Source organism: Amycolatopsis sp. NPDC059657, assembly GCF_042734395.1.
Taxonomy (GTDB): domain Bacteria; phylum Actinomycetota; class Actinomycetes; order Mycobacteriales; family Pseudonocardiaceae; genus Amycolatopsis.
Genome location: NZ_JBHWEB010000041.1, coordinates 39,442 through 58,848, shown reverse-complemented (window position 1 = coordinate 58,848; position 19,407 = coordinate 39,442). Strand labels below are relative to the sequence as shown.

General features: G+C 69.4%; 18 protein-coding genes and 1 pseudogene. 9 read left to right on the top strand and 10 right to left on the bottom strand.

Annotated elements, in window-relative coordinates:
* Positions 1–6: 6 nt before the first annotated feature.
* From ACFV15_RS22680 to ppk2, 5 genes are read right to left on the bottom strand one after another with little or no spacing between them, the layout of a single operon-like run.
* On the bottom strand, positions 7–1,080 hold the full coding sequence (locus ACFV15_RS22680; RefSeq protein ID WP_378352576.1) for a CHAD domain-containing protein: 1,074 nt from the start codon (positions 1,078–1,080) through the stop codon (positions 7–9).
* Positions 1,077–1,967 (bottom strand): universal stress protein, encoded by an 891-nt coding sequence (locus ACFV15_RS22675; protein ID WP_378352575.1) that lies wholly within the window; start codon positions 1,965–1,967, stop codon positions 1,077–1,079. Before ACFV15_RS22675 ends, ACFV15_RS22680 begins: the two co-directional genes overlap by 4 nt.
* A complete protein-coding gene (locus tag ACFV15_RS22670) occupies positions 1,954–3,351 on the bottom strand; it encodes a DUF4389 domain-containing protein (RefSeq protein ID WP_378352574.1) in 1,398 nt (465 codons plus the stop codon). The genes ACFV15_RS22675 and ACFV15_RS22670 overlap by 14 nt, the downstream gene beginning before the upstream one ends.
* Positions 3,348–3,875, bottom strand: coding sequence for a flavodoxin domain-containing protein (locus ACFV15_RS22665; RefSeq protein ID WP_378352573.1), 528 nt, complete (start codon positions 3,873–3,875; stop codon positions 3,348–3,350). The genes ACFV15_RS22670 and ACFV15_RS22665 overlap by 4 nt, the downstream gene beginning before the upstream one ends.
* A 7-nt stretch (positions 3,876–3,882) precedes the next feature.
* Positions 3,883–4,695, bottom strand: a complete 813-nt coding sequence (ppk2, locus tag ACFV15_RS22660) for a polyphosphate kinase 2 (RefSeq protein WP_378352572.1) — start codon at positions 4,693–4,695, stop codon at positions 3,883–3,885.
* 130 nt (positions 4,696–4,825) lie between these two features.
* On the opposite strand from ppk2, the gene ACFV15_RS22655 reads away from it, so the two are divergent.
* Genes ACFV15_RS22655 through ACFV15_RS22645 form a run of 3 tightly spaced genes read left to right on the top strand, consistent with a single transcriptional unit; the run spans position 4,826 to position 7,589 of the window.
* Complete coding sequence (locus tag ACFV15_RS22655; protein ID WP_378352571.1) at positions 4,826–5,974, top strand: site-2 protease family protein; 1,149 nt, start codon at positions 4,826–4,828, stop codon at positions 5,972–5,974.
* On the top strand, positions 5,974–6,198 hold the full coding sequence (locus ACFV15_RS22650) for an SHOCT domain-containing protein (protein ID WP_378352570.1): 225 nt from the start codon (positions 5,974–5,976) through the stop codon (positions 6,196–6,198). The genes ACFV15_RS22655 and ACFV15_RS22650 overlap by 1 nt, the downstream gene beginning before the upstream one ends.
* Before the next feature lie 2 nt (positions 6,199–6,200).
* Positions 6,201–7,589, top strand: coding sequence for a wax ester/triacylglycerol synthase family O-acyltransferase (locus ACFV15_RS22645; RefSeq protein WP_378352569.1), 1,389 nt, complete (start codon positions 6,201–6,203; stop codon positions 7,587–7,589).
* Here the strand turns inward: ACFV15_RS22645 and ACFV15_RS22640 are convergent.
* Complete coding sequence (locus ACFV15_RS22640) at positions 7,546–8,628, bottom strand: acyltransferase (protein WP_378352568.1); 1,083 nt, start codon at positions 8,626–8,628, stop codon at positions 7,546–7,548. The genes ACFV15_RS22645 and ACFV15_RS22640 overlap by 44 nt on opposite strands.
* A 38-nt stretch (positions 8,629–8,666) precedes the next feature.
* Here ACFV15_RS22640 and ACFV15_RS22635 point away from each other — a divergent pair, with 38 nt between their 5' ends.
* Entirely contained in the window at positions 8,667–9,407 is a 741-nt protein-coding gene (locus ACFV15_RS22635; protein ID WP_378352593.1) for a CPBP family intramembrane glutamic endopeptidase, read from the top strand.
* 39 nt (positions 9,408–9,446) lie between these two features.
* On the opposite strand, the pseudogene sulP reads toward ACFV15_RS22635, so the two are convergent.
* A pseudogene (gene sulP, locus ACFV15_RS22630) lies at positions 9,447–11,048 on the bottom strand (sulfate permease); the annotation flags it as partial.
* A gap of 196 nt (positions 11,049–11,244) precedes the next feature.
* Positions 11,245–11,580 carry a hypothetical protein gene (locus tag ACFV15_RS22625; RefSeq protein ID WP_378352567.1) on the bottom strand — a complete coding sequence of 112 codons (336 nt, stop codon included), beginning with the start codon at positions 11,578–11,580 and terminating at the stop codon, positions 11,245–11,247.
* 164 nt (positions 11,581–11,744) lie between these two features.
* Here ACFV15_RS22625 and ACFV15_RS22620 point away from each other — a divergent pair, with 164 nt between their 5' ends.
* The 4 genes from ACFV15_RS22620 to ACFV15_RS22605 all read left to right on the top strand — a co-directional run bounded on the left by ACFV15_RS22620 (position 11,745) and on the right by ACFV15_RS22605 (position 15,761).
* The gene (locus tag ACFV15_RS22620; RefSeq protein ID WP_378352566.1) at positions 11,745–12,365 is read left to right on the top strand and encodes a DUF2267 domain-containing protein; all 621 of its coding nucleotides are present in this window, start codon (positions 11,745–11,747) and stop codon (positions 12,363–12,365) included.
* The gene (locus ACFV15_RS22615; protein WP_378352565.1) at positions 12,358–12,603 is read left to right on the top strand and encodes a three-helix bundle dimerization domain-containing protein; all 246 of its coding nucleotides are present in this window, start codon (positions 12,358–12,360) and stop codon (positions 12,601–12,603) included. Before ACFV15_RS22620 ends, ACFV15_RS22615 begins: the two co-directional genes overlap by 8 nt.
* 13 nt (positions 12,604–12,616) lie before the next feature.
* Entirely contained in the window at positions 12,617–14,617 is a 2,001-nt protein-coding gene (locus ACFV15_RS22610) for an erythromycin esterase family protein (RefSeq protein ID WP_378352564.1), read from the top strand.
* A gap of 103 nt (positions 14,618–14,720) precedes the next feature.
* Complete coding sequence (locus tag ACFV15_RS22605) at positions 14,721–15,761, top strand: zinc-dependent alcohol dehydrogenase family protein (protein ID WP_378352563.1); 1,041 nt, start codon at positions 14,721–14,723, stop codon at positions 15,759–15,761.
* Positions 15,762–15,797: 36 nt separating this feature from the next.
* Here ACFV15_RS22605 and ACFV15_RS22600 read toward each other — a convergent pair whose 3' ends face one another.
* Positions 15,798–18,260: a heavy metal translocating P-type ATPase gene (locus ACFV15_RS22600; RefSeq protein ID WP_378352562.1), complete on the bottom strand. Its 2,463-nt coding sequence runs from the start codon at positions 18,258–18,260 to the stop codon at positions 15,798–15,800.
* Positions 18,261–18,442: 182 nt separating this feature from the next.
* On the opposite strand from ACFV15_RS22600, the gene ACFV15_RS22595 reads away from it, so the two are divergent.
* The gene (locus tag ACFV15_RS22595) at positions 18,443–18,628 is read left to right on the top strand and encodes a DUF2933 domain-containing protein (protein ID WP_378352561.1); all 186 of its coding nucleotides are present in this window, start codon (positions 18,443–18,445) and stop codon (positions 18,626–18,628) included.
* Positions 18,629–18,708: 80 nt separating this feature from the next.
* On the opposite strand, the gene ACFV15_RS22590 is transcribed toward ACFV15_RS22595, so the two are convergent.
* Positions 18,709–19,401, bottom strand: a complete 693-nt coding sequence (locus tag ACFV15_RS22590) for a CBS domain-containing protein (protein ID WP_378352560.1) — start codon at positions 19,399–19,401, stop codon at positions 18,709–18,711.
* Positions 19,402–19,407: the final 6 nt, after the last annotated feature.

Sequence of the window (19,407 nt, the reverse complement as noted above, 5' to 3'; positions counted from 1 at the left end):
GTCTGGTCACAACCTCATGTCCACAATGGACCGCTCGAACGCTTCCGTCTCGAGCTGATAGAGCAGGCCGAAGGTGAACACGCTGAGCCGCTGACCGAGCGCGAACGCCTCGATCGCCCGGAGATGAAGTCTCGCCGCGACCGCGGCCTTGTGTTCACGCAGCGACGCCACCACGGCCGGCCGCACCGAAGGCACCATGCCCGCCACTTCCGCCGCATGGCACAGCCGGTCCGTCGCCGCACCCGCTTTGCTCATGGCATGTTCGCGATCGTCCGTGCCGGACGCCGCTTTCGCGATCCGCCTGGTCGCCTTTCGATCCAGTTCGGCCACCAGCCCCGGAAGCACCTCTCCGGCGGGCCGGTTCACGCTTTCACTCCGAGCCGATCTTGGTTCCTCGATGAGCACCATCCGCAAGAGGTCGAGCCCGTAGAGCAAGCGCAGGTACCGTTTGCCGGCAAGGGATTCGCCGACCCGCGCACGGCATTCACGGGTGAGCGACCCGAAGTACCGGTCGACGAGTGGCTCGACCGGACCGACCACGAACCGCTCGGGCAGCGCGCGGACCCTTCCGGCGAGCCTGTCCCACTGCGTTTCGGCTTCACCGAGCGCGTCGAGGCACGCGGCGAGCCAGCTGAGTTCGCGACGCACCAGCCGGACGAGCTTCCGGCCGCCGAGAACCGTGGCGTACGCGCCCAGCACGTCGCGGACCCGGTGCACGGCGAGCGCCATTCGCGCCGCCGAGCCGGGTTCGGCTTGGCGCACCGAGATATCGGCGAAGGTGATCTCCTGGATCTGCCCGTGGAGGTACGCCAGCACCACTCCACGCGCGGAGCCGTCGAACCGCGGCTCGTCCGCCGTGGCCTCCCTGCCGTCGACAGCGACCAGTTCTTCGCCTCTGGTGAACGCGAGCACCAGTGAGCTCAGCTCGGGTGGCACCTCGTCGGCCGCGGACGCGACGGCGATTTCGCCGTCCGGGGTGGCGAGGCACCAGCCGGAACCGCTCCGGCGGACGCTGAGGCCATGCCTGGCCAGGCGTAGCGAGCCGGTGTCGAACCGCTTCGTCTCGATCACTGCGGTCATGTCGGCACCTCCCGCGGGCGGACCACGGCGACGGGGCAGGCGGAGTGCGCCAGCAGCGCTTGGCTCGTCGAGCCGAGCAGCATGCCTTTGAACCCGCCACGTCCCCGGCTGCCGACCACGATCAGCTGAGCCCGGTCGCCGAATTCGAGCAGGGTACGGACCGGGCGGCCACGCATGACCACACGGGAGATCGGGACGTCGGGGTACTTCTCCTGCCACCCGGCCAGTTGCTCGGCCAGCAGCCTGCTCTCGTCTTCGTGGATCCGGCCGGAATCGACCGGGCCCCGCCGTATCCCGTCCTCGGTGAGCACCTCATTCCAGGTGTGCACGACCGTGAGGCCGGTGCGGCGCAACGACGCCTCTTCGCACGCGAACTCGATGGCGGCTTCGCTCGCGGGTGAACCGTCGACGCCCACGAGCACCGGCCCCGCTGTGGGCGGCGGGTCGTCCGGCATCCGGCCGCGGGCCACGACGACCGGGCAAGATGCCTGCGCGGCAAGGGATACCGCGGTCGAGCCGACCAGCAGGCCGGTGAATCCGCCGAGCCCGCGCGAGCCGAGCACCAGCATGCGCGCCTGCCGCGACGCCCGAACCAGCGCCGCTACCGGGTTCCCTTCCCCTGCCGAGATCTCGATCGTGAGACCCGGGTATTCCGCCAGTACGGCCGTCTTCGCCTCGGCGAGCCATTCGCGGCCGCGCTGGTCCATGCCTTCCCTGATCATCCGGGCCGAACCCGCGATCTCGGGCATTCCGGTGCGGGGCACCGTGTAGGCGTGCACCAGCCGCAGCGGCAGCTTCCGGCGCGCGGCGTCGCCACCCGCCCAGATCGCCGCGCGCACCGACGAGGCTGAGCCGTCGATCCCGGCGACGACGTCAGGCTTCGACATGGGACTCCTCCTTCGGTTGTGCGGCCCGGTGCGCCGCGCCCCAGATCAACGCGACGCCGCCCGCGAGCACGATCAGGCCACCGATCAGCAGGCCACCCGCGATCCAGCCGAGTACCGGCAGCGTTGCCCCGGCTTCGACCTGCGCGCTCACGCCTGGCGAGCCGTCGGCGTTCAGCACGACGACCGTCCAGTCGCCGTCGGCGATCGGCCAGGTCAGCGTCTGCCAGCCACTCCCGCTGGTCTTGACGGCCCAGATGCCCGCTGTTTCCGGGTTGCCGGGTACCGCGCCACCGGGGTATTCCGTCCGGTCGGCACCATGCCTGGTGAAGTCGTTCACGACCGTGTACTGGGCGCCGGCCAGATAGCGGTTCACCGCGTTTGATGGCGCGATGCCGAGGAACACGGGTTTCAGCGGATCCTGGCTGACCACGCGGAAGCGCACGTCACCGACCGCGGACGTCAGGCCCGCTCCGCTGGCCCGCACACCCTCCACATGCAGCGGGCCGGTCGTGAGCGCGTATCCGGCGGTGTAGAAGCTGTCCGAAGCGTGGAAGTAGCCGTCCGCGTCGCGTTGCGTGCGATCGGCCCACAGCAGCGCGCCACCGCCGGTGAGCAGGCCCACCGAGATCAACGCCAGCACGGCGCCGAACACGACCGAGACGGTCCGGCCGGTGGTCCAGCCCGCCTGCGGTGGCGGAGTGGTCTCCGCCGGGGTGACCGGGATGGTGCGGTCGCCGCCACCCATGTCGAGGCGGAAGGGCGGATACTCGTCGGTCATCAGCGAGGCGTACGCGGCCACGCGGTAGACCCAACGGTCCATGCCGAGCACGAAATCGAAGATCGGTTTCGGGTACGACCCGGTCACCAGCAGCACGACTCCGGCGACCAGCACCAGGATGCCGACGAGGCCACCGCCTGCCCATTGGAAGTCACGGTTGCCCGACTGCCACACGAGCAGGGTGCCGCCGCCCACGAACAGGCCGGTGACGAGGTAGTGCGGAATCGCCAGCAGCCACCACTTCACCAGCACCAGACCGCGCGAAAGCCGTTCCGGGTAGGCGATGTCGAGGCGCGCCGGGTAGTCAGGGACGTCGGCGAGGGTGAACGGCGGATAGCGGTCCGTGCCCAGCGCGCCGTAGGAGTAGAACTGAACGCGCCAGCTCCAGCGCAGCACGCCGACGGTGAACTCGAACAGCGCACGCGGATAGCGGCCGGTGAACAGGATCGCGAAGAACGCGACGACGGTCACGAGCACGTAGGCGATCCACAGGAACGCCAGTATGAAGTAGTGCGGGATCGCCAGCAGCCACTTGACCAGCCACAGCCAGCGGGACACCGGTTCATCGAGGTTTCCCTCGATACGGACGGGACTGCTCTCGTTCATGCCGATGCCTCCCTGCGGATCTGGGTCAGTTCCCCGGCGATGTCCTTCGCCCAGCCACGGATGACGGGCCAGTCGCGGCAGTCGGCGTCTTTCACACGCAGCGCGGCGACGACCACACGTTCGGCGAAACGGAGGACATGCCGGTCGATCTTGCCGCCGAACAGGTGATGCCCGCGGGCGTTCAGCTCGGTGAGCAGCTCGGCCGCCTCCGGCGGGTCCACCCCCGGCGCGGCCCTCTCGCCGACCGGGCCGCTGGAGAACAGCCACACCGGCCGTGCTCGCAGCGCGTCCTGCTGGGTGACGGCCAGCTTCTTGGCGGAGCCGAGCCAATGTCCCATGTAGACGGCACTGCCCAGTATCACGGCGTCGTAGTCCGCGACCAAGGTGACTCCGTCGGCGAAGAGCACGTGGACTTCCGGGCCTGTGCCTGCTTCGGCGAGCGCGCGTTCGACGGCTGTGCCGATCTCGTCCGCGATCTCCTTGGTGGCGCCGTGTTTGCTTGCCACGGCGACGAGGATCTTCATGGTCGTCTCATTTCGCGCGTAGGGTCGAAGCGTGGTCGGGTACGTAGGTCTGCAGCCGCCTGGCCGGCCTGGGGTACCCGCTCGACGGCGGCCTCGGCGGCAGCGAGATGGCGGGCCGGGGCATGTCCTGGTAGGGAATGCTGGACAGCAGGTGCGAGATCATGTTGATCCTGCCGCGCCGCTTCTCTTCGCTTTCCACCACGTACCAAGGTGATTCGGGGACGTCGGTGTGCACGAACATGTCGTCCTTCGCGCGCGAGTAATCCTCCCAGCGCGACACCGACTCAAGGTCTATTGTGGACAGTTTCCACCGGCGCATCGGATCCTCGATCCTGGCGCGGAAGCGTCGCTCCTGCTCGGCGAGGCTGACCGAGAACCAGTACTTGCGCAGGAAGATGCCGTCGTCGACGAGCAGCCGTTCGAAGATCGGGCACTGCTGGAGGAACCGCTTGTGCTCCTCCGGCGTGCAGAATCCCATGACCCGCTCAACCCCGGCCCGGTTGTACCAGCTGCGATCGAACAGCACGATCTCGCCCGCGGCGGGCAGCTGCTCGACGTAGCGCTGGAAGTACCACTGGCCGCGTTCGCGTTCGGTCGGCTTCGGCAACGCGGCGATGCGCACGACCCGCGGGTTGAGGTGTTCGGTGAAGCGCTTGATGGTACTGCCCTTGCCCGCCGCGTCCCTGCCCTCGAACACCACGACCAGCCGGGCGCCTTCGCCGCGCACCCATTCCTGCAGCTTGACCAGTTCGGCCTGCAGCCGCAGCAGCTCTCGCTCGTAGAGCGCACGCGGTATCCGCTGTTTCCGGTCCTTGGTCACCCTGCGAACGTAAGGACGGCACCCGGCCCGGCGCTGCGGACCGATGGCCACGGCGACCGGAGTCTTTCGTCCCTCCTCGCCGGGCGCAGCGACCCTGGTCACCGGTCGCCCGTGACGGCACCGTGGTGGCATGCCGCATGCCACGTTCTCACTCGGCAGGCTGGCCGGTGTCAAGATCGGCGCGCACTGGTCCGTCGCCGTCATCGGAGTACTGCTCGCCTACCTGCACGCGGGGACGGTATTGCCGTCGACCGTGCCGGAGCTTTCCCCTGCCGTCCGCTGGACGGCAGGAGTGGTCACGGCCACGCTGTTCCTCGCCTCACTGCTCGCGCACGAACTGACGCACGCGCTCGTCGCGCGCCACTACGGGATCGGGGTCGACGGGATCACCCTGTGGATGCTCGGCGGCGGCACGGCGATGACCGAGGATCCCTCGAGTCCTCGCTCGGAGTGGGCCATTTCCGCCGCCGGCCCCGGCGTCAGCCTGGCGATCGGCGGCGGAAGCATCGGTATCGCGCTGCTGCTGCCCGACGCGACACCCGCGGTCGTCGTGGTGTCGCTGGTGTGGCTCGGCTGGACGAACGTGGTGCTGGCCGTGTTCAACCTGCTGCCCGCCGCGCCGCTCGACGGCGGCCGGGTGCTGCACGCGATCGTCTGGAAGGTCACCGGCGACCGCCACCGCGCGCGCACCGTCGCGTCGAAATCCGGTCAGGCGCTGGGGTTCGTGCTCGCCGTGTTCGGGCTGAGCCAGCTCGTGCTGTTCGGCCGTTTCGACGGGCTCTGGCTGGTGCTGATCGGCTGGTATCTCGGTTTCGCCGCGCAGTCGGAGCTCACCGGCGCGACCGTGCGCGACGTACTCGGCAAGGTGCGGGTCGCCGATGTGATGTCCGCGGACCCGGTGACCGCGCCCGGCTGGTACACCGTGCAGGGCTTCGTCGACCAGGTCGCGACCGGCTCCCGGTATCGGGTCTTCCCGGTCGTCGGCTTCGACGGCCACGCGATCGGCGTGGTGAGCCTGGGCGGGCTGGCCGCCGTCCGGCCGGACGCGCGTACCGGCACCAGGGTCGAGGACGTCTGCGTGAAGCCGCCTGCCTGCCTCGTACTGCCACCGGACGCCCCGCTGACCGACGTGGTCGGGAAGACCATGCTGCGGCCCGGCCGCGACCTGGTGCTCGTCGCGGAACACGGAGTGCTGCGTGGCGTGCTGAGCCCGTCGGACCTCACCCGCGCGCTGGAACTCGCCGCGCTCACCAACCCGGCACTGACAAGGAGACCGTGATGCACTACTACTGGGACAACAGCTGGCCGATGTCCGTGTTGATGCTCATCTTGATGGTCGCGTTCGTCGGCGCGCTGATCGCCGCCGTGGTGGTGCTGCTGCGGCGGACCGGGCCCCGGCCGGGCGACTCCGCCGCCCGCATCCTCGACGAGCGGTTCGCGCGCGGTGAGCTCGACGAAGAGGAGTACCGCAAGCGCAAGGCCGCACTGCGCGGAGACGCCTAGCCATGGACAGGCTGAGCCCGCTCGACGCCGCGTTCCTGGAGATCGAGGACGAGGACCACAACGCCTCGCTCGCGATCGCGTCGGTCGCCGTCATCGACGGCCCGGCGCCGGATCAGCACGAGCTGATGGCCGCGATCGACGCGCGGCTGCCGCTGATCCCCCGCTACCGTCAGAAGATCCGCACCATCCCCTTCGACCTCGGCCCGCCGGTGTGGGTCGACGACGCCGATTTCGACGTCGCGCACCACTTCCAGCGCGTCGCCGTGCCGTCGCCCGGTGACGAGGCCGCGCTCTGCGAGCTGGTGGCGCTGCTCATGTCCGAGCGGCTCGACCGGACACGCCCGCTGTGGGACTGCTGGGTCATCGAAGGATTGGCAGGCGGCCGCTGGGCACTGCTGTCCAAAGTGCACCACTGTCTCGCCGACGGTGTCTCCGCCACCGGCCTGCAAACCGTGCTGTTCAACGGCACGGCGCCGTCGGCCGAAACCACCTTCACGCCATCGCCGGAGCCCAGCGCGCCCGCGCTCCTCTTCGGCGCGGCGCGCGAACTTCTCGCCAACCCGCTCGAGGAACTCGTCTTCGCGGCCAGAGGGCTGCTGTCACCGAAAAAACTGGCCCGCCGGATCGCGGACACCGCACGAGGCCTGACCGCGATGGCAGGCGCGCTGGTGCCGGTGGCGCCGACCTCGCTGTCCGGCCCCATCGGCCGCCAGCGCGGCTACGCGGTCGCGCACGTGTCGCTCCCGGACGCCCAGGAGATCGCGCGGTTCTTCCACACCAAGGTCAACGACGTCGTGCTGGCGGCGATCAGCGGCGCGTTCCGCGAGCTGCTGCTGTCACGCGGCGAAAAGCCGTCGGCGGACGCGTTGCGCACGCTGGTCCCCGTCTCGGTCCGCGAAGGGGACGGCAAGGACGACTTGAACAACCAAGTGTCGCTGATGCTGCCGCTGCTGCCGGTCGACATCGCCGACCCGGTGGTCCGGCTGACCACGGTGAGCAAGCGCCTCACCGAGCTCAAGTCGAGCAAGGAGGCCGACGCGGGCGTCGCGGTCACCACCACGGCCGCGCACGCGCCCTTCGCGCCGATCGCGTGGACCGTGCGTGCGGCCGCCAAGCTGCCGCAGCAGAACGTCGTCACCGTCGCCACTAACGTGCCGGGGCCGCGAGACAAGCTTTCGGTGCTGGGCAGTGAGATCGTCGAGCTGTATCCGTACGTGCCGATCGCGTTGCGGCTGCGCACCGGTATCGCGGTGCTGAGCTATCGCGACCGGATGTCCTTCGGCATCACCACGGACCTCGACCACGTTCGCGAGACGGGATTGCTCGCCGAGACCATCGAGCGGGAGATCAAGACGCTCGCCGGCCTCGCCGCCACGAAAACAACGCGATGACCGGCACGGTGAACAGCAGCGGCCCGAGCACCGCGATCGGGCGCTCCAGCCACCAGACCAGGTCGGGGGTGCGGTCGTCGACGATCCGGCCCTCGAACACGAAGTAGAGCACCGCACGCGCGAGCGCCATCCCGGTGGTGTGGAACAGGAACAGTGGCAGCGCGAACCGGTTCATCAGCTCGGTGAACCGGTGCCACCCCTGCCGGGCGAGCCTGCGTTCCATCGACGGCCGGAACACCTCGGCCACCCCGATCTGGAACGCGAGCAACGCGACGATCACGAACGTCGGCGGCGCCATGTTCGACAGCCGGTCACCGGGTATCCCGACCATCGAGCCCGGGTACAGCCCGGAGAACACCAGCCCGAACAACGCGAACAAACCTGTCCACAGCAGCGAAAGATCGATCCGGCGCGGCGCGTCCACCAGCCGCCGGTAGAAGAACCCGGCCTGGTGCGCGAGCATCCAGACAGCTGCCATGTTGATCCAGGCCAGCCGGGTCAGCCCGAAACGGAACCTCAGCACGTCCACCACGAGCGCGATCCCGCCCAGCCACACCAGCGCCAGCACGTCGAACCGCCGGTGCAGCCACAGGCTCACCGGCAGCAGCACGATCAACGCCACGTACACCGCGAGGAACCACAGCGGGCTGATCACCAGCATGACCGCGTTGTGCATCCAGCCGAGGTTGAACAACGATCCGAGCACGGTGCCGAGCACCACCCAGGTCACGACGAGCGCGGCGGCGGGCACGATCAGCTGCCTGACGTGACTGTAGATGTACCGGATGAGACCGATGCCGTTCTCGCGGGCGTGTTCCCACGACACCAGATGCGCATAGCCGCCGACGTAGAAGAACAACGGCATGACCTGCAGCAACCAGGTGAAAATCCACAGGCCGGACAAGAATCCCAGCGGGTTCGTCGGCGACGGGCCTCCTGGCGACCAGCGCAGGATGGTGAACGCCCAATGCCACAGCACCACGACGACCAGGCTGACCGCGCGCAGCCAGTCGATGTAGACCTCACGCTTTCCGCTCATCCGACGCACTCTCCGATCGGGCGCATACTGGAATGAGGATGACGACCATTACGCAGACGGCGCGACAGCCGAAAGTCCCTACCACCTCCCGCAGAGTGCTCTCCATCGTCGCCGCCGTGCTCATGCTCGCCGCCGCGACCACACTCGCGAACCGCGTGCTGCCCGGCTGGGCGTACCCGATATGCGGCGCCACCACCGCCGTCGCGCTCGTCGGGCTGGCACTGTGGTCCGGCCTGCGCCCGAGCGCCATCGGGCTCGACCCCCGTACCCTGAAGCGGGCGGCGCTCGTCGGACTGGCCGGGCTCACCCTGGTCGCGCTGGCGTTCGGGATCGCGATGGCGGTGCCGTCACTGCGCACGGTGTTCCACGACGGCCGGATCGGCTCCCCCGACATCTGGCAGCTGCTCTGGCTCGCGCTGATCCGTATCCCGCTGGGTACTGTGCTGATCGAGGAGATCGCCTTTCGCGGCGTGCTGCCCGCGTTGTTCGGCGCGGACCATCGCTGGCGGTGGGGGCCGGTGCTCGGCGCGGCCGGGTTGTTCGGGCTGTGGCACGCTTTGCCGTCACTCGCGCTCACGCGGAACGCGGTGGTGGCGTCGACCTTCGGCGGGCTCCCGCTCGGGGTGATCTCGGGGCTGGCGATGCTGGCCGCGGCGGGCGCCGGGGTCTTCCTGTACTGGTGGCGGCACACCGGGCGTGGTGTGCTCGCGCCCATGCTGGTGCACTTCGCGACGAACTCCGGTGGCCTGGTCGCCGCCTGGCTGGTGCTTCGCGGCTGACTTCCCCCGGCGTTCGTAAGCCATGAGCGCCGTGGGGAGGGTCGGGAAGATCAGGTCCTCGCCGACCTTCTCGACCAGTCCGGCCGCCACGAGGTCGTCACGCAGGTCCTGCTTGACCCTGGCCATCCCGAAGGTGATGCCGCGCCGGGTGATGTCGACGCGGAGCTGGTCCAAGGCATCGGCCGCCGTGACGTCGATGTCGACGTTCGCTTCGGCGTTGAGCACGAACCACTCGACCGGGACGGTGGACGCGTCGATCGAGGCGAGCGCACGGCGGCGAAAATCCTCGGCGTTGGCGAAGCACAGCGGCGCGTCGTAGCGGTAGATGACGAGACCGTCCACAGTGGTCGCGCCGGGGTAGTCGTCGATGTCATGCAGCCCAGGCAGGCCGCGGACCGAGCCGAGAATGGCGTCGTGCGGCCGCGCGAGCCGTCGCAGAAGATCCAGAATGGACAGTGCGACCGCGGCCAGCACGCCGTAGAGCACGCCCAGCCCGAGCACGCCTGCCGCGGTCAGCGCCGCCAGCACGAACTCGCTCCTGCGGAACCGCGCGATCCGGCGGAATTCCCGCAGGTCGATGAGCCCGAGCGCCGCGTAGACCACGATCGCGCCGAGTGCCGCCTTCGGGAACCCCGCCAGCACCGGCCCCGCCGCGAAGATCGTGAGCAGCACCGTCGCCAGCGCCACCGCCGAGTACAACTGCGTCCGGCTCCCGACCGCGACACCGATCGCCGTCCGGCTGCCGCTGCTGCTGACCGGGAATCCGTGCATCAGCCCCGACGTCACGTTCGCGGCCGCGAGCGCCCGCAGCTCCTGGCCCGCGTCGACGGTTTCACCGCGCCGCCCGGCGAACGCCCTGGCCGTCAGCACGTTGTCGGAGAACCCGACGATGGCGATGCCCACGGCGGGCAGCGCGAGGCTCCCGAGATCGCCCGCGGACACCCCGCCCGCGGTCACCGGCAGTCCACCGGGTATCGCCCCGACGAGCTGGATCCCTTGTGCGCTCAAGGAGAACACGGCGACCACCGCGGTCGCCAGCAGGATCGCGATCAGCGGCCCCGGCGCCCGCGGCGCGACCTTGGCCACCGCCAGCAGGAAGACCAGCACGGACGAGCCGACCAGCAGCGTCGGCGGATGCACCTGGGACAGCTGCCCGGCGAACGAGCGCAGCCCGTCGAGGAACTCGTCGCCGTGGACCGGCACCCCGGTCAGCTTGCCCAGCTGGCCGATGATCATGATCACCGCGATGCCGGCCATGTATCCGACCAGCACCGGCTTGGAGAACAGGTCGGCCAGTATCCCCAGTCTCGCCACACCCGCCGCCAGGCACAGCACGCCGACCAGCACCGCGAGCGCCGCCGCCAGCGCCGCGTAGCGGGCGGGGTCACCGGCCGCGTACGGCGCGAGTACCGCCGCCGTCATCAGCGCGGTCGTCGACTCCGGCCCGACCGAAAGCTGCCGTGACGAACCCAGCAGCAGGTACACCGCCAGCGGGCCGATGGCGGCCCACAGCCCGGAAACCGGGGGCAGGCCCGCCACCTCGGCGTAGGCCATGACCTGCGGGACCAGATAGGCGGCCACCGTGACCCCGGCGAGCAGGTCGCCACGCAGCCAAGCCCGCTCATAGCGCCGGAGCACCATGAGGCCGGGAAAGGCACCGGACAACTTCATGCGCCTGAGCCTGGGTGACCGGCGGCCCCGCCCGCCACGGCCGGAAGTCCCGCCGTGGCGGGGACTTCCGGCCGGTCACAGATGGTCGACGAACCAGTCACGGGCCAGATTCGCGACCTGCTCACGGTCGCAGGACATCGACGCCGCAACGGCGGCTACCCCTGCCTCACGCCACGCGATGCAGGTTCTGGTCCTTCTCGAGCACCTGCGCCTCGTCGGAGTACTTACGGGCCAGCCCCGCGAAGAAGGCCATCACGGGCTGCCAGAAGTAGCCGGCGCCCGCGACGACCAGACCGGTGAACACCAGGCCGACGGTGTGATTGCGCGCGGTCAGGCCCGAGGCGGCGAACACGTCGAAATCGAGGATCCAGACACCGGCGAGGCCGAGCACCACCATCGCGACCGCCAGGAACTCCCTTGCTATCACCAGATAACGGCCGGCTATCCCGGAAACAACGAGCACCGCGAGGCCGAGTAACGCGATCATGGCGAACGCCTGCATGGGTTCACTCCTCTCGGAAACCCCCTCGCCTCAATGATTTAGTGGCGAACTCGCCACGAACAAGGGGCCAAAGTCCCTCCGGCGCCGGGATTGGTGTCCTTCGTCCCTGGTTCGCCGCACTCGCGCGTGGTCAACCTGGAACAAAGCGACCGCGGGAGGAAACCATGACAGTTCACGACGATCCACTTGCCCGTGCCGAAAGCACCGCGCGCGAATGGCTGGCCACCATCGCGGAGGCGCTGGACACCCAGGACCGCGAACACACCTACCGAATGCTCCGCGCCTGGCTGCACGTAGTCCGCGACCGGCTCACCGTGGACAGCGCGGCCCATCTCGCCGCCCAACTGCCGGAGTTCCTCCGTGGCGTCTACTACGAGGGCTGGGTGCCGTCCAGGGTGCCGGTGCGCTACGACACCACCGGCTTCTTCGAGCTCTTCACCTGCGAATCCGGGGTGACACACGCGGAGGCGCCCGCCATCGCCGCCGCGATCACCTCGACACTGGACAAGCTGTTCTCACCCGGCCAGCTCGACCACGTACTCGCGGTGCTGCCTACGCGCCTGCGTGCCGAACTGATGGGCGAAAGCCCCGCCCCTGGGGTGGAGGACCACCGGCTCCGCGATCTCGAGAAGTCGGTCACCACGCTGACCGACGCGGTCAAGACGCTGGCACGCGGACTCGAGGAACTCCCGACCGGGCAACCCGCCGGGAAGCCCGTGGCACAGGCGGCGCAGGAAGCGCACAGGCTCTTGCTGGCAGCGGAAACGACGGCAGGCCATGACTGACCGGCCGTCTTCCCTCGCGTGCCCGGCGCGAACCGGGGCAGGCGAGCTGCACGCGCTCGGCATCGCGGTCGAGCGGCTGACCGCGCTGTTCGCGGCCAGGCACAGCCCGCAGGAGATCAGCCGGATCGTCCACGAGGTCCACCGCGAGTTCGACGGGGCCGCCATCCGCGACTTCGTGCCCTTGCTGACCGAGCGGCGCGCACGCCGCAGGCTCGCCGGATCGGCACCGACGATGTGAAGGAGCAGCTGTCATGACAGGTCGCGTATTCCGGGATCGGCGCGAAGCCGGGCGAGTGCTGGCCGGGCTGCTCGCCCGCTACCGTGATCGGGCCGACGTCATCGTGCTCGCGCTGCCTCGCGGCGGGGTGCCGGTCGCCTACGAAGTCGCCTCGGCGCTCCGCGCGCCGCTCGACGTGTTCCTGGTGCGCAAGCTCGGCATGCCCGGTCGCCCCGAACTGGCGATGGGCGCGCTGGCCAGTGGCGGCGTCATGGTGCTCAACGACGACCTGGTGCGCGGGTATGACCTGACACCCGAGGTCATCCACCGGGTGGCGGAGGCGGAGGGCAAGGAGCTGCGCAGGCGGGAGCAGGACTACCGTGGTGACCGCCCGGCGCTCTCGCTGACGGGCAAAGTGGTGATCGTGGTCGACGACGGGCTGGCGACCGGGGCCAGCATGCGTGCCTCGATCGAGGCGATCCATCAGGCGGGTCCCGCGGAGCTGGTGGTCGCCGTGCCCGCCGCGCCCCGGTCGACCTGCGACGCGCTCGCACTCCAAGCCGACGAGGTCGTCTGCGCGACGGCACCTTCGCCGTTCTACGCGGTCGGGGCCTCGTACTGGGATTTCGACCAGACCACCGACGATGAGGTGCTGCGGCTCCTGCACGCGGCGTGGCACCTCCGGCCACTCGATCCCGAGCCCGATACCGACGAGATCGCGGTGCTGCGGACGGCGATGCTGCCGACGCGGCGCGGGGTGCCCGCCGACGACGTGCTGTTCGACCTGGTCGGAGACGCGCGGTTCGTGCTGATCGGGGAGGCCTCGCACGGCACCCACGAGTTCTACGCCGCGCGCGCCAGGATGACCCGCCGTCTCATCGAGGAGAAGGGCTTCCGCGCGGTGGCCGTCGAAGCGGACTGGCCGGACGCCTACCGGGTGAACCGGTACATCCGCGGCCATGGCGACGATCCGACCGCCGAACGGGCGCTCAGTGGCTTCCAGCGCTTCCCGGCGTGGATGTGGCGCAACGCCGAGGTGCTCGACGCCGTCGGCTGGCTGCGCGCGCACAACGACCGGGTGGCCGACGAGCGCGCGAAAACCGGGTTCTACGGACTCGACCTCTACAGCCTGCACCGCTCCGCCGATGAGGTGATCGCCTTCCTCGAACGGGTCGACCCGACGGCCGCGGAGCGGGCACGCGCGCGCTATTCCTGCTTCGACCACCACGATGCAGACGGGCACGACTACGGTCTCGCGGCTGCCTTCGGCGCAGGCGAGACCTGCGAACGGCAGGCCGTCGAGCAGCTTGTGGAACTACGCCGCGACGCGCTCGACTACGCGCGCCGTGACGGGCTCGCCTTCGAGGACGACCTGTTCTCCGCCGAACGCAACGCTCAGCTGGTGAAAGCCGCCGAACACTACTACCGCACGATGTTCAGCAGCCGGGTCTCCTCGTGGAATCTGCGTGACCGGCACATGGCCGACACGCTCGACGCGCTCGCCGAGCATCTCGGCAGGCGGGACGAGCAGGTGAAGATCGTGGTGTGGGCGCACAATTCCCACCTCGGTGACGCCAGGGCGGGCGAGCCGGGCGTGCGCGGTGAGCTCAACCTGGGCCAGCTGGTCCGCGAGCGGCATCCCGGTGAATGCCGCTCGATCGGGTTCACCACCTACACCGGGACGGTGACCGCCGCGGCGGACTGGAACAAGCCCGCGGAGCGACGCCACGTCCAGCCCGCGCTGCCCGGCAGCGTCGAGGAGCTGTTCCACCGGACCGGAGGCGCGGAGTTCATGCTGCGGTTCGACACGGAACCCGAGGCCGCGGCGGTGCTCCGGTCGGCATGGCTCGAACGCGCGATCGGCGTTGTCTACCGGCCACTGACCGAGCGGCAGAGCCACTATTTCCGGACCCGGCCGTCCGATCAGTTCGACGCGGTGATCCACCTCGACGAAACCCGCGCGGTGGAACCGCTCGAACGCACGGTGCACTGGGAAACCGGGGAACTCCCCGAGACCTACCCGTCCGCGGTGTGAGCGGGTCACTGGTACCCGGGCCGACGGGACCTTCGTCCCTGTGTAGCCAGGGCCACCGCCAAGAGGATGGAAGGCGATGGGCTCACAAGACGAGGAGTTTTCCATGAAGGCATTGGTGTACGACGGACCCGGCCGACGCGCTTGGACGGACCGGCCGAAACCTGAGTTGATCGACAGCACCGACGCCATCGTGCGGGTCGACGCCGTGACCATCTGCGGCACGGACCTGCACATCCTCAAAGGCGATGTCGCCACGGTCGACCACGGCCGGATCCTCGGGCACGAGGCGGTCGGCACGATCGAGCAGGTCGGGGCCGCGGTCACCACCGTCAAGCCAGGCGACCGGGTTCTGGTCTCCTGTATTTCCGCATGCGGGCGCTGCGAATACTGCCGCAAGGCCCAGTTCGGCCAGTGCCTCGGCGGCGGTGGGTGGATTCTCGGGCACCGCATCGACGGGGTGCAGGCGGAGTACGCGCGCGTGCCCTTCGCTGACACCTCCACCTACGTCCTGCCCGACAGCGTCAGCAACGAAGCCGCGTTGATGCTCGCCGACATCGTGCCGACCTCATACGAAGTGGGTGCCCGCAACGGGAACGTGCGGCCGGGTGACACGGTCGCGATCGTGGGCGCCGGGCCGATCGGGCTGGCCGCGATCACCACCGCGCAGTTGTTCAGCCCCAGCACGGTGATCGTGGTCGACCTCGAGCCGTCGAGGCTGGCGGCGGCGAAGACGTTCGGCGCGGATGTCCTTGTGCAGCCGGGAGAAGACGCCGTCGCGGTCGTCGGCGAGCTGACCGGCGGGCTCGGCGCGGACGTCGCAATCGAAGCGGTGGGCGTGCCGGAGACCTTCGAGCTGTGCGCGAAGCTGGTCCGGCCTGGCGGGCACCTGGCGAACATCGGGGTGCACGGTAAGCCGGCGACGCTGCACCTGGAGGATCTCTGGATCCGCAACCTCACCATCACCACCGGTCTGCTGGACACCTCGAGCACGCCGATGCTGCTGCGCATGCTGGCCGCCGGACGGCTGGACACCAGCCGGTTCCTAACCCATCGGTTCGGGCTCGACGAGATGGACGAGGCGTACGACGTGTTCGCCCGCCCGCAGGACAGCGACGCGCTCAAGGTCGCGCTGTTCCGGCAATGATCTCGAAAGCTCGCATGCGGCGCCGTATCCGAAACGTCAGCCGGCGTTTCGGAGCGGGCCGCGATGGCGACGCAGCCGGTTCGCGTTGCCCACCACGGACAGCGAGCTCATGGCCATCGCGGCGGCGGCCAGTACGGGACTGAGGCGCAGGCCGAGCAGTGGGTAGAGGGCGCCAGCGGCGACGGGGACGCCGATGGCGTTGTAAACCAACGCGAAGAACAGATTCTGCCGGATGTTGCGCATTGTGGCGCGCGACAAGCGGATGGCGGTGACGACGCCGGTCAACGAGCCGGAGATGAGGGTGATGTCAGCGGCTTCGATCGCGACGTCCGTGCCGGTGCCGATGGCCAGCCCGAGATCGGCCTGAGCGAGTGCGGGTGCGTCGTTGATGCCGTCACCGACCATGCCCACCCGGCGCCCTTCCGCTTGCAGGCGGCGGATTTCCTCGGCCTTGTGCGCGGGAAGCACCTCGGCCAGCACGCGGCGGACGCCGACCTGCTCCGCGATGGCCGCGGCGGCGCCGGCGTCGTCACCGGTGATCATGACGACGTCGAGCCCGAGCCGCTGCAGCGCGGCGATCGCGGTGACGGAGTCGGCCTTGATGGTGTCGGCGACCGCGAGCACACCGGCGGGCCGTCCGTCCACCGCGGACAGAATGGGGGTTTTGCCCTGTACCGCGAACTCCGCCGCGATCGGGTCGAGAGCGGTGGTGTCGATGCCGGCGTCGGCGAGCAGCCGCCGGGTTCCGACGAGCACGGCGTGGCCGTTGACGGTCGCCTGAACGCCTTTCCCGGTGATCGAGTCGAACCCGGTCGCCTTCGCGGCGGCGAGGTCACGCGAGCGCGCCCCGGCGACGATCGCGGCGGCCAGCGGGTGCTCACTGTCCGCCTCGGCCGCGGCCACGAGCGTCACCAGGTCCGGCTCGCTCAGCGTTCCGGTGGCACGGACGTCGGTGAGTGCGGGTTTGCCGACGGTGATGGTGCCGGTCTTGTCCAGCACGATGGTGTCGAGCTTGTGCGCGGTTTCCAATGCTTCCGCCGACCGGATGAGGATGCCTGCCTGTGCGCCGTTGCCGGTGCCGACCATGATCGACAGCGGGGTCGCCAGCCCCAGCGCGCAGGGGCAGGCGATGATCAGCACCGCCACCGCGGAGACCAGTGCGAGGGTGAGCTCCGGCGGCGGCCCGATGAGGTACCAGATGGCGAAGGTGGCGATGGCGATCGCGATGACGGCAGGCACGAAGTAGGCCGAGGTGGCATCGGCCAGCCGCTGGATGGGTGCCTTGGACGCTTGTGCCTGCCGGACCATCCGGATGATCTGCGCGAGCATGGTTTCGGCGCCGACCTTCGCGGCGAGTACCCGCAGGGAACCGGTGGTGTTGACAGTGGCGCCGATGACCGTGTCACCGGCGTGTTTGGTGACCGGCATGGGTTCGCCGGTGACCATCGACTCGTCCACAGCGGACTGCCCGGAGAGGACGGTGGCGTCGACGGGGATCTTCTCGCCTGGCCGGATGACCACCTCGTCACCGACCAGTACCTCGTCGACGCCGATCTCGGCTTCGGCTCCGTCACGCACGACGCGTGCGGTGCGGGCGCGCAAGCCGAGCAGGGCGCGGATGGCTTCTCCGGTACCGGCTTTGGCACGGGCTTCGAGCAGCCTGCCGAGCAGGATCAGGGTGAGGATGACGCCGACCGCTTCGAAGTACACCTCGCGGAGGTCCGCGGGGAGCAGGCCCGGTGCCACCGTGACGACGAGGCTGTAGCCGTACGCGGCCACCGTGCCGAGTGTGATGAGGCTGTTCATGTCCGCGGAACGGTGGGCCAGTATGAGCCAGCCGGTGCGGTGGATCGGCCATCCCGTGTAAACCATCACCGGGGTGATGAGGGCGAACTGCACCCAGTGGTCGAGCAGCAGCCCCGGAATCCAGTCCGCACCGAACAGCTCGTGCGCCATCACGGCGAACAGGACGGGCAGGGTCAGGATCGCGCCCACGATCACCCGACGGGTCAGGTCGCCGATCTCCGCGCGCCGCTCACGGGCCTGCACGGCTTCCTCGTCGGCGGCGTCGCGAACCGGTGACGCCTGTGCCACAGCGGGTTTTTCCGGGGTCGCGGAGTCGTCGCCGGGTTCGATCACGAGCGTTCCGTGGATCATGTTCATCCCGCAGGCGAACCCGAACGACCCGGCCCGTGCGGGGTCGAGCCGGACGGTGGTGCGGGAGAACGCGGGAAGCGCGGCGCCGACACCGAGGTCACCGAACACCACCCGGGACGTGCAGTCGCCACTTTCCTGACGGTCGAAGACCAGTTCGAGTGGCACGCCCTGGCGCACCCGGACGGTGTCGGGCCGGAACCCGCCGCGCACCGTGATCTCGGCCCGCTGCACACCATCGGCCAGCCGGGCCATGCCCGCGGTGCGGGGGCCGAAGAAATACCAGCCCAGTCCGGCGATGACGGCGACGGCGGCCACCAGCACCGCGATGTCGGCTGTGCTCATGGCGGACTCCCTCACCCGATCGCCCAGACCTGCCCGAGCGTGCGCGCCGGATACCCGGCAGGGGTAGGGACCTATGCCTGCCGGAATGTGGGTCTTTCGGCTTCCCGCCCCGGGACGTGCGGCACTCATCAGCCGAGCGCCCATGGGCAGAAGCTGGACGGTGCCCCGAAGGAGGCGACGCCATGAAACGACAAAATCTGCCGTTGTACGCGATCGCGCTGGCCATCCTCATCGTCGGCCTGACATTCGCCGGTGTGCCGGTGCAGACGATCCTGGTCGGCCTGCTCGCGCTGGCCTGCCCGCTGATGATGCTGTTCATGATGGGCGGGCACGACGACTCCGACCGGCACTCCGATCACCGGCAATAAGGGCAGGGAACCGGCGACACATCCAGTTATGTCCACAAAGGACTTCGCCAAGCACCGTCGAGTGGTCCGGCCTCTGGCTCTCAGTGTTGCTGCCGGAAGGCACCGAGCACGCCGATGTTGGTGGGCGCCATCGGGTCGACGTGCGTGTCGTCCATCTTGAAGGTCAGGCGCTGCTTGACGTCGACCACGCCGTCCACCCGCCGCACGAGCGCGACGACCACCGGGATCATGCTCCTGCGCTCCAGCTCGCCGCTGAGCGAAACCACGCCGTCGAGCACGGCCACGTACAGCGTCTCCGGGTCGACGCACATCTCCCGCAGGATCACCTCGTCACGCACTTCCGCCCTGATCTCGTCATCCCGGCGCAGGAACACGCGCAGCAGGTCGGCGCGGCCGACGATGCCGGTCAGCTTGCCTTCGGCGTCCACCACCGGCAGGCGGTGGACCTTGCGCTCCTCCATGAGCCGGGCGGCCTCGGCGACGTTCATGTCCTCGCGGGCGATGATCGCCGGGGTGGTCATGAGATCGGCCGCGGTGGCGCCCGTCGCCTTCCGCCGGGCACGCCAGGAACGGAAAGGCCCATGCTTGGCCTTGCGCTCGAGCAGGTCGCCCTGGGTGACCACGCCGACGACCTTGTCGTCCGCGTCGAGGACGGGAGCCCCGCTGACGCCCCATGAGGTCAGGAGCACCGTGATCGCCTTGAACGGGGTGTCACGGCGGACCGTGGCCACGTTCGTCTTCATCACGGTGCGGATCAGCCGGTGGTCGCTCATCGTTTT

Coding starts and splice junctions, on each gene's coding strand:
- ACFV15_RS22680 (WP_378352576.1), bottom strand. CDS start 1,080: ATGACCGCAGTGATCGAGACGAAGCGGTTCGACACCGGCTCGCTACGC.
- ACFV15_RS22675 (WP_378352575.1), bottom strand. CDS start 1,967: ATGTCGAAGCCTGACGTCGTCGCCGGGATCGACGGCTCAGCCTCGTCG.
- ACFV15_RS22670 (WP_378352574.1), bottom strand. CDS start 3,351: ATGAACGAGAGCAGTCCCGTCCGTATCGAGGGAAACCTCGATGAACCG.
- ACFV15_RS22665 (WP_378352573.1), bottom strand. CDS start 3,875: ATGAAGATCCTCGTCGCCGTGGCAAGCAAACACGGCGCCACCAAGGAG.
- ACFV15_RS22655 (WP_378352571.1), top strand. CDS start 4,826: ATGCCGCATGCCACGTTCTCACTCGGCAGGCTGGCCGGTGTCAAGATC.
- ACFV15_RS22650 (WP_378352570.1), top strand. CDS start 5,974: ATGCACTACTACTGGGACAACAGCTGGCCGATGTCCGTGTTGATGCTC.
- ACFV15_RS22645 (WP_378352569.1), top strand. CDS start 6,201: ATGGACAGGCTGAGCCCGCTCGACGCCGCGTTCCTGGAGATCGAGGAC.
- ACFV15_RS22640 (WP_378352568.1), bottom strand. CDS start 8,628: ATGAGCGGAAAGCGTGAGGTCTACATCGACTGGCTGCGCGCGGTCAGC.
- ACFV15_RS22635 (WP_378352593.1), top strand. CDS start 8,667: ATGACGACCATTACGCAGACGGCGCGACAGCCGAAAGTCCCTACCACC.
- ACFV15_RS22625 (WP_378352567.1), bottom strand. CDS start 11,580: ATGCAGGCGTTCGCCATGATCGCGTTACTCGGCCTCGCGGTGCTCGTT.
- ACFV15_RS22620 (WP_378352566.1), top strand. CDS start 11,745: ATGACAGTTCACGACGATCCACTTGCCCGTGCCGAAAGCACCGCGCGC.
- ACFV15_RS22615 (WP_378352565.1), top strand. CDS start 12,358: ATGACTGACCGGCCGTCTTCCCTCGCGTGCCCGGCGCGAACCGGGGCA.
- ACFV15_RS22610 (WP_378352564.1), top strand. CDS start 12,617: ATGACAGGTCGCGTATTCCGGGATCGGCGCGAAGCCGGGCGAGTGCTG.
- ACFV15_RS22605 (WP_378352563.1), top strand. CDS start 14,721: ATGAAGGCATTGGTGTACGACGGACCCGGCCGACGCGCTTGGACGGAC.
- ACFV15_RS22600 (WP_378352562.1), bottom strand. CDS start 18,260: ATGAGCACAGCCGACATCGCGGTGCTGGTGGCCGCCGTCGCCGTCATC.
- ACFV15_RS22595 (WP_378352561.1), top strand. CDS start 18,443: ATGAAACGACAAAATCTGCCGTTGTACGCGATCGCGCTGGCCATCCTC.
- ACFV15_RS22590 (WP_378352560.1), bottom strand. CDS start 19,401: ATGAGCGACCACCGGCTGATCCGCACCGTGATGAAGACGAACGTGGCC.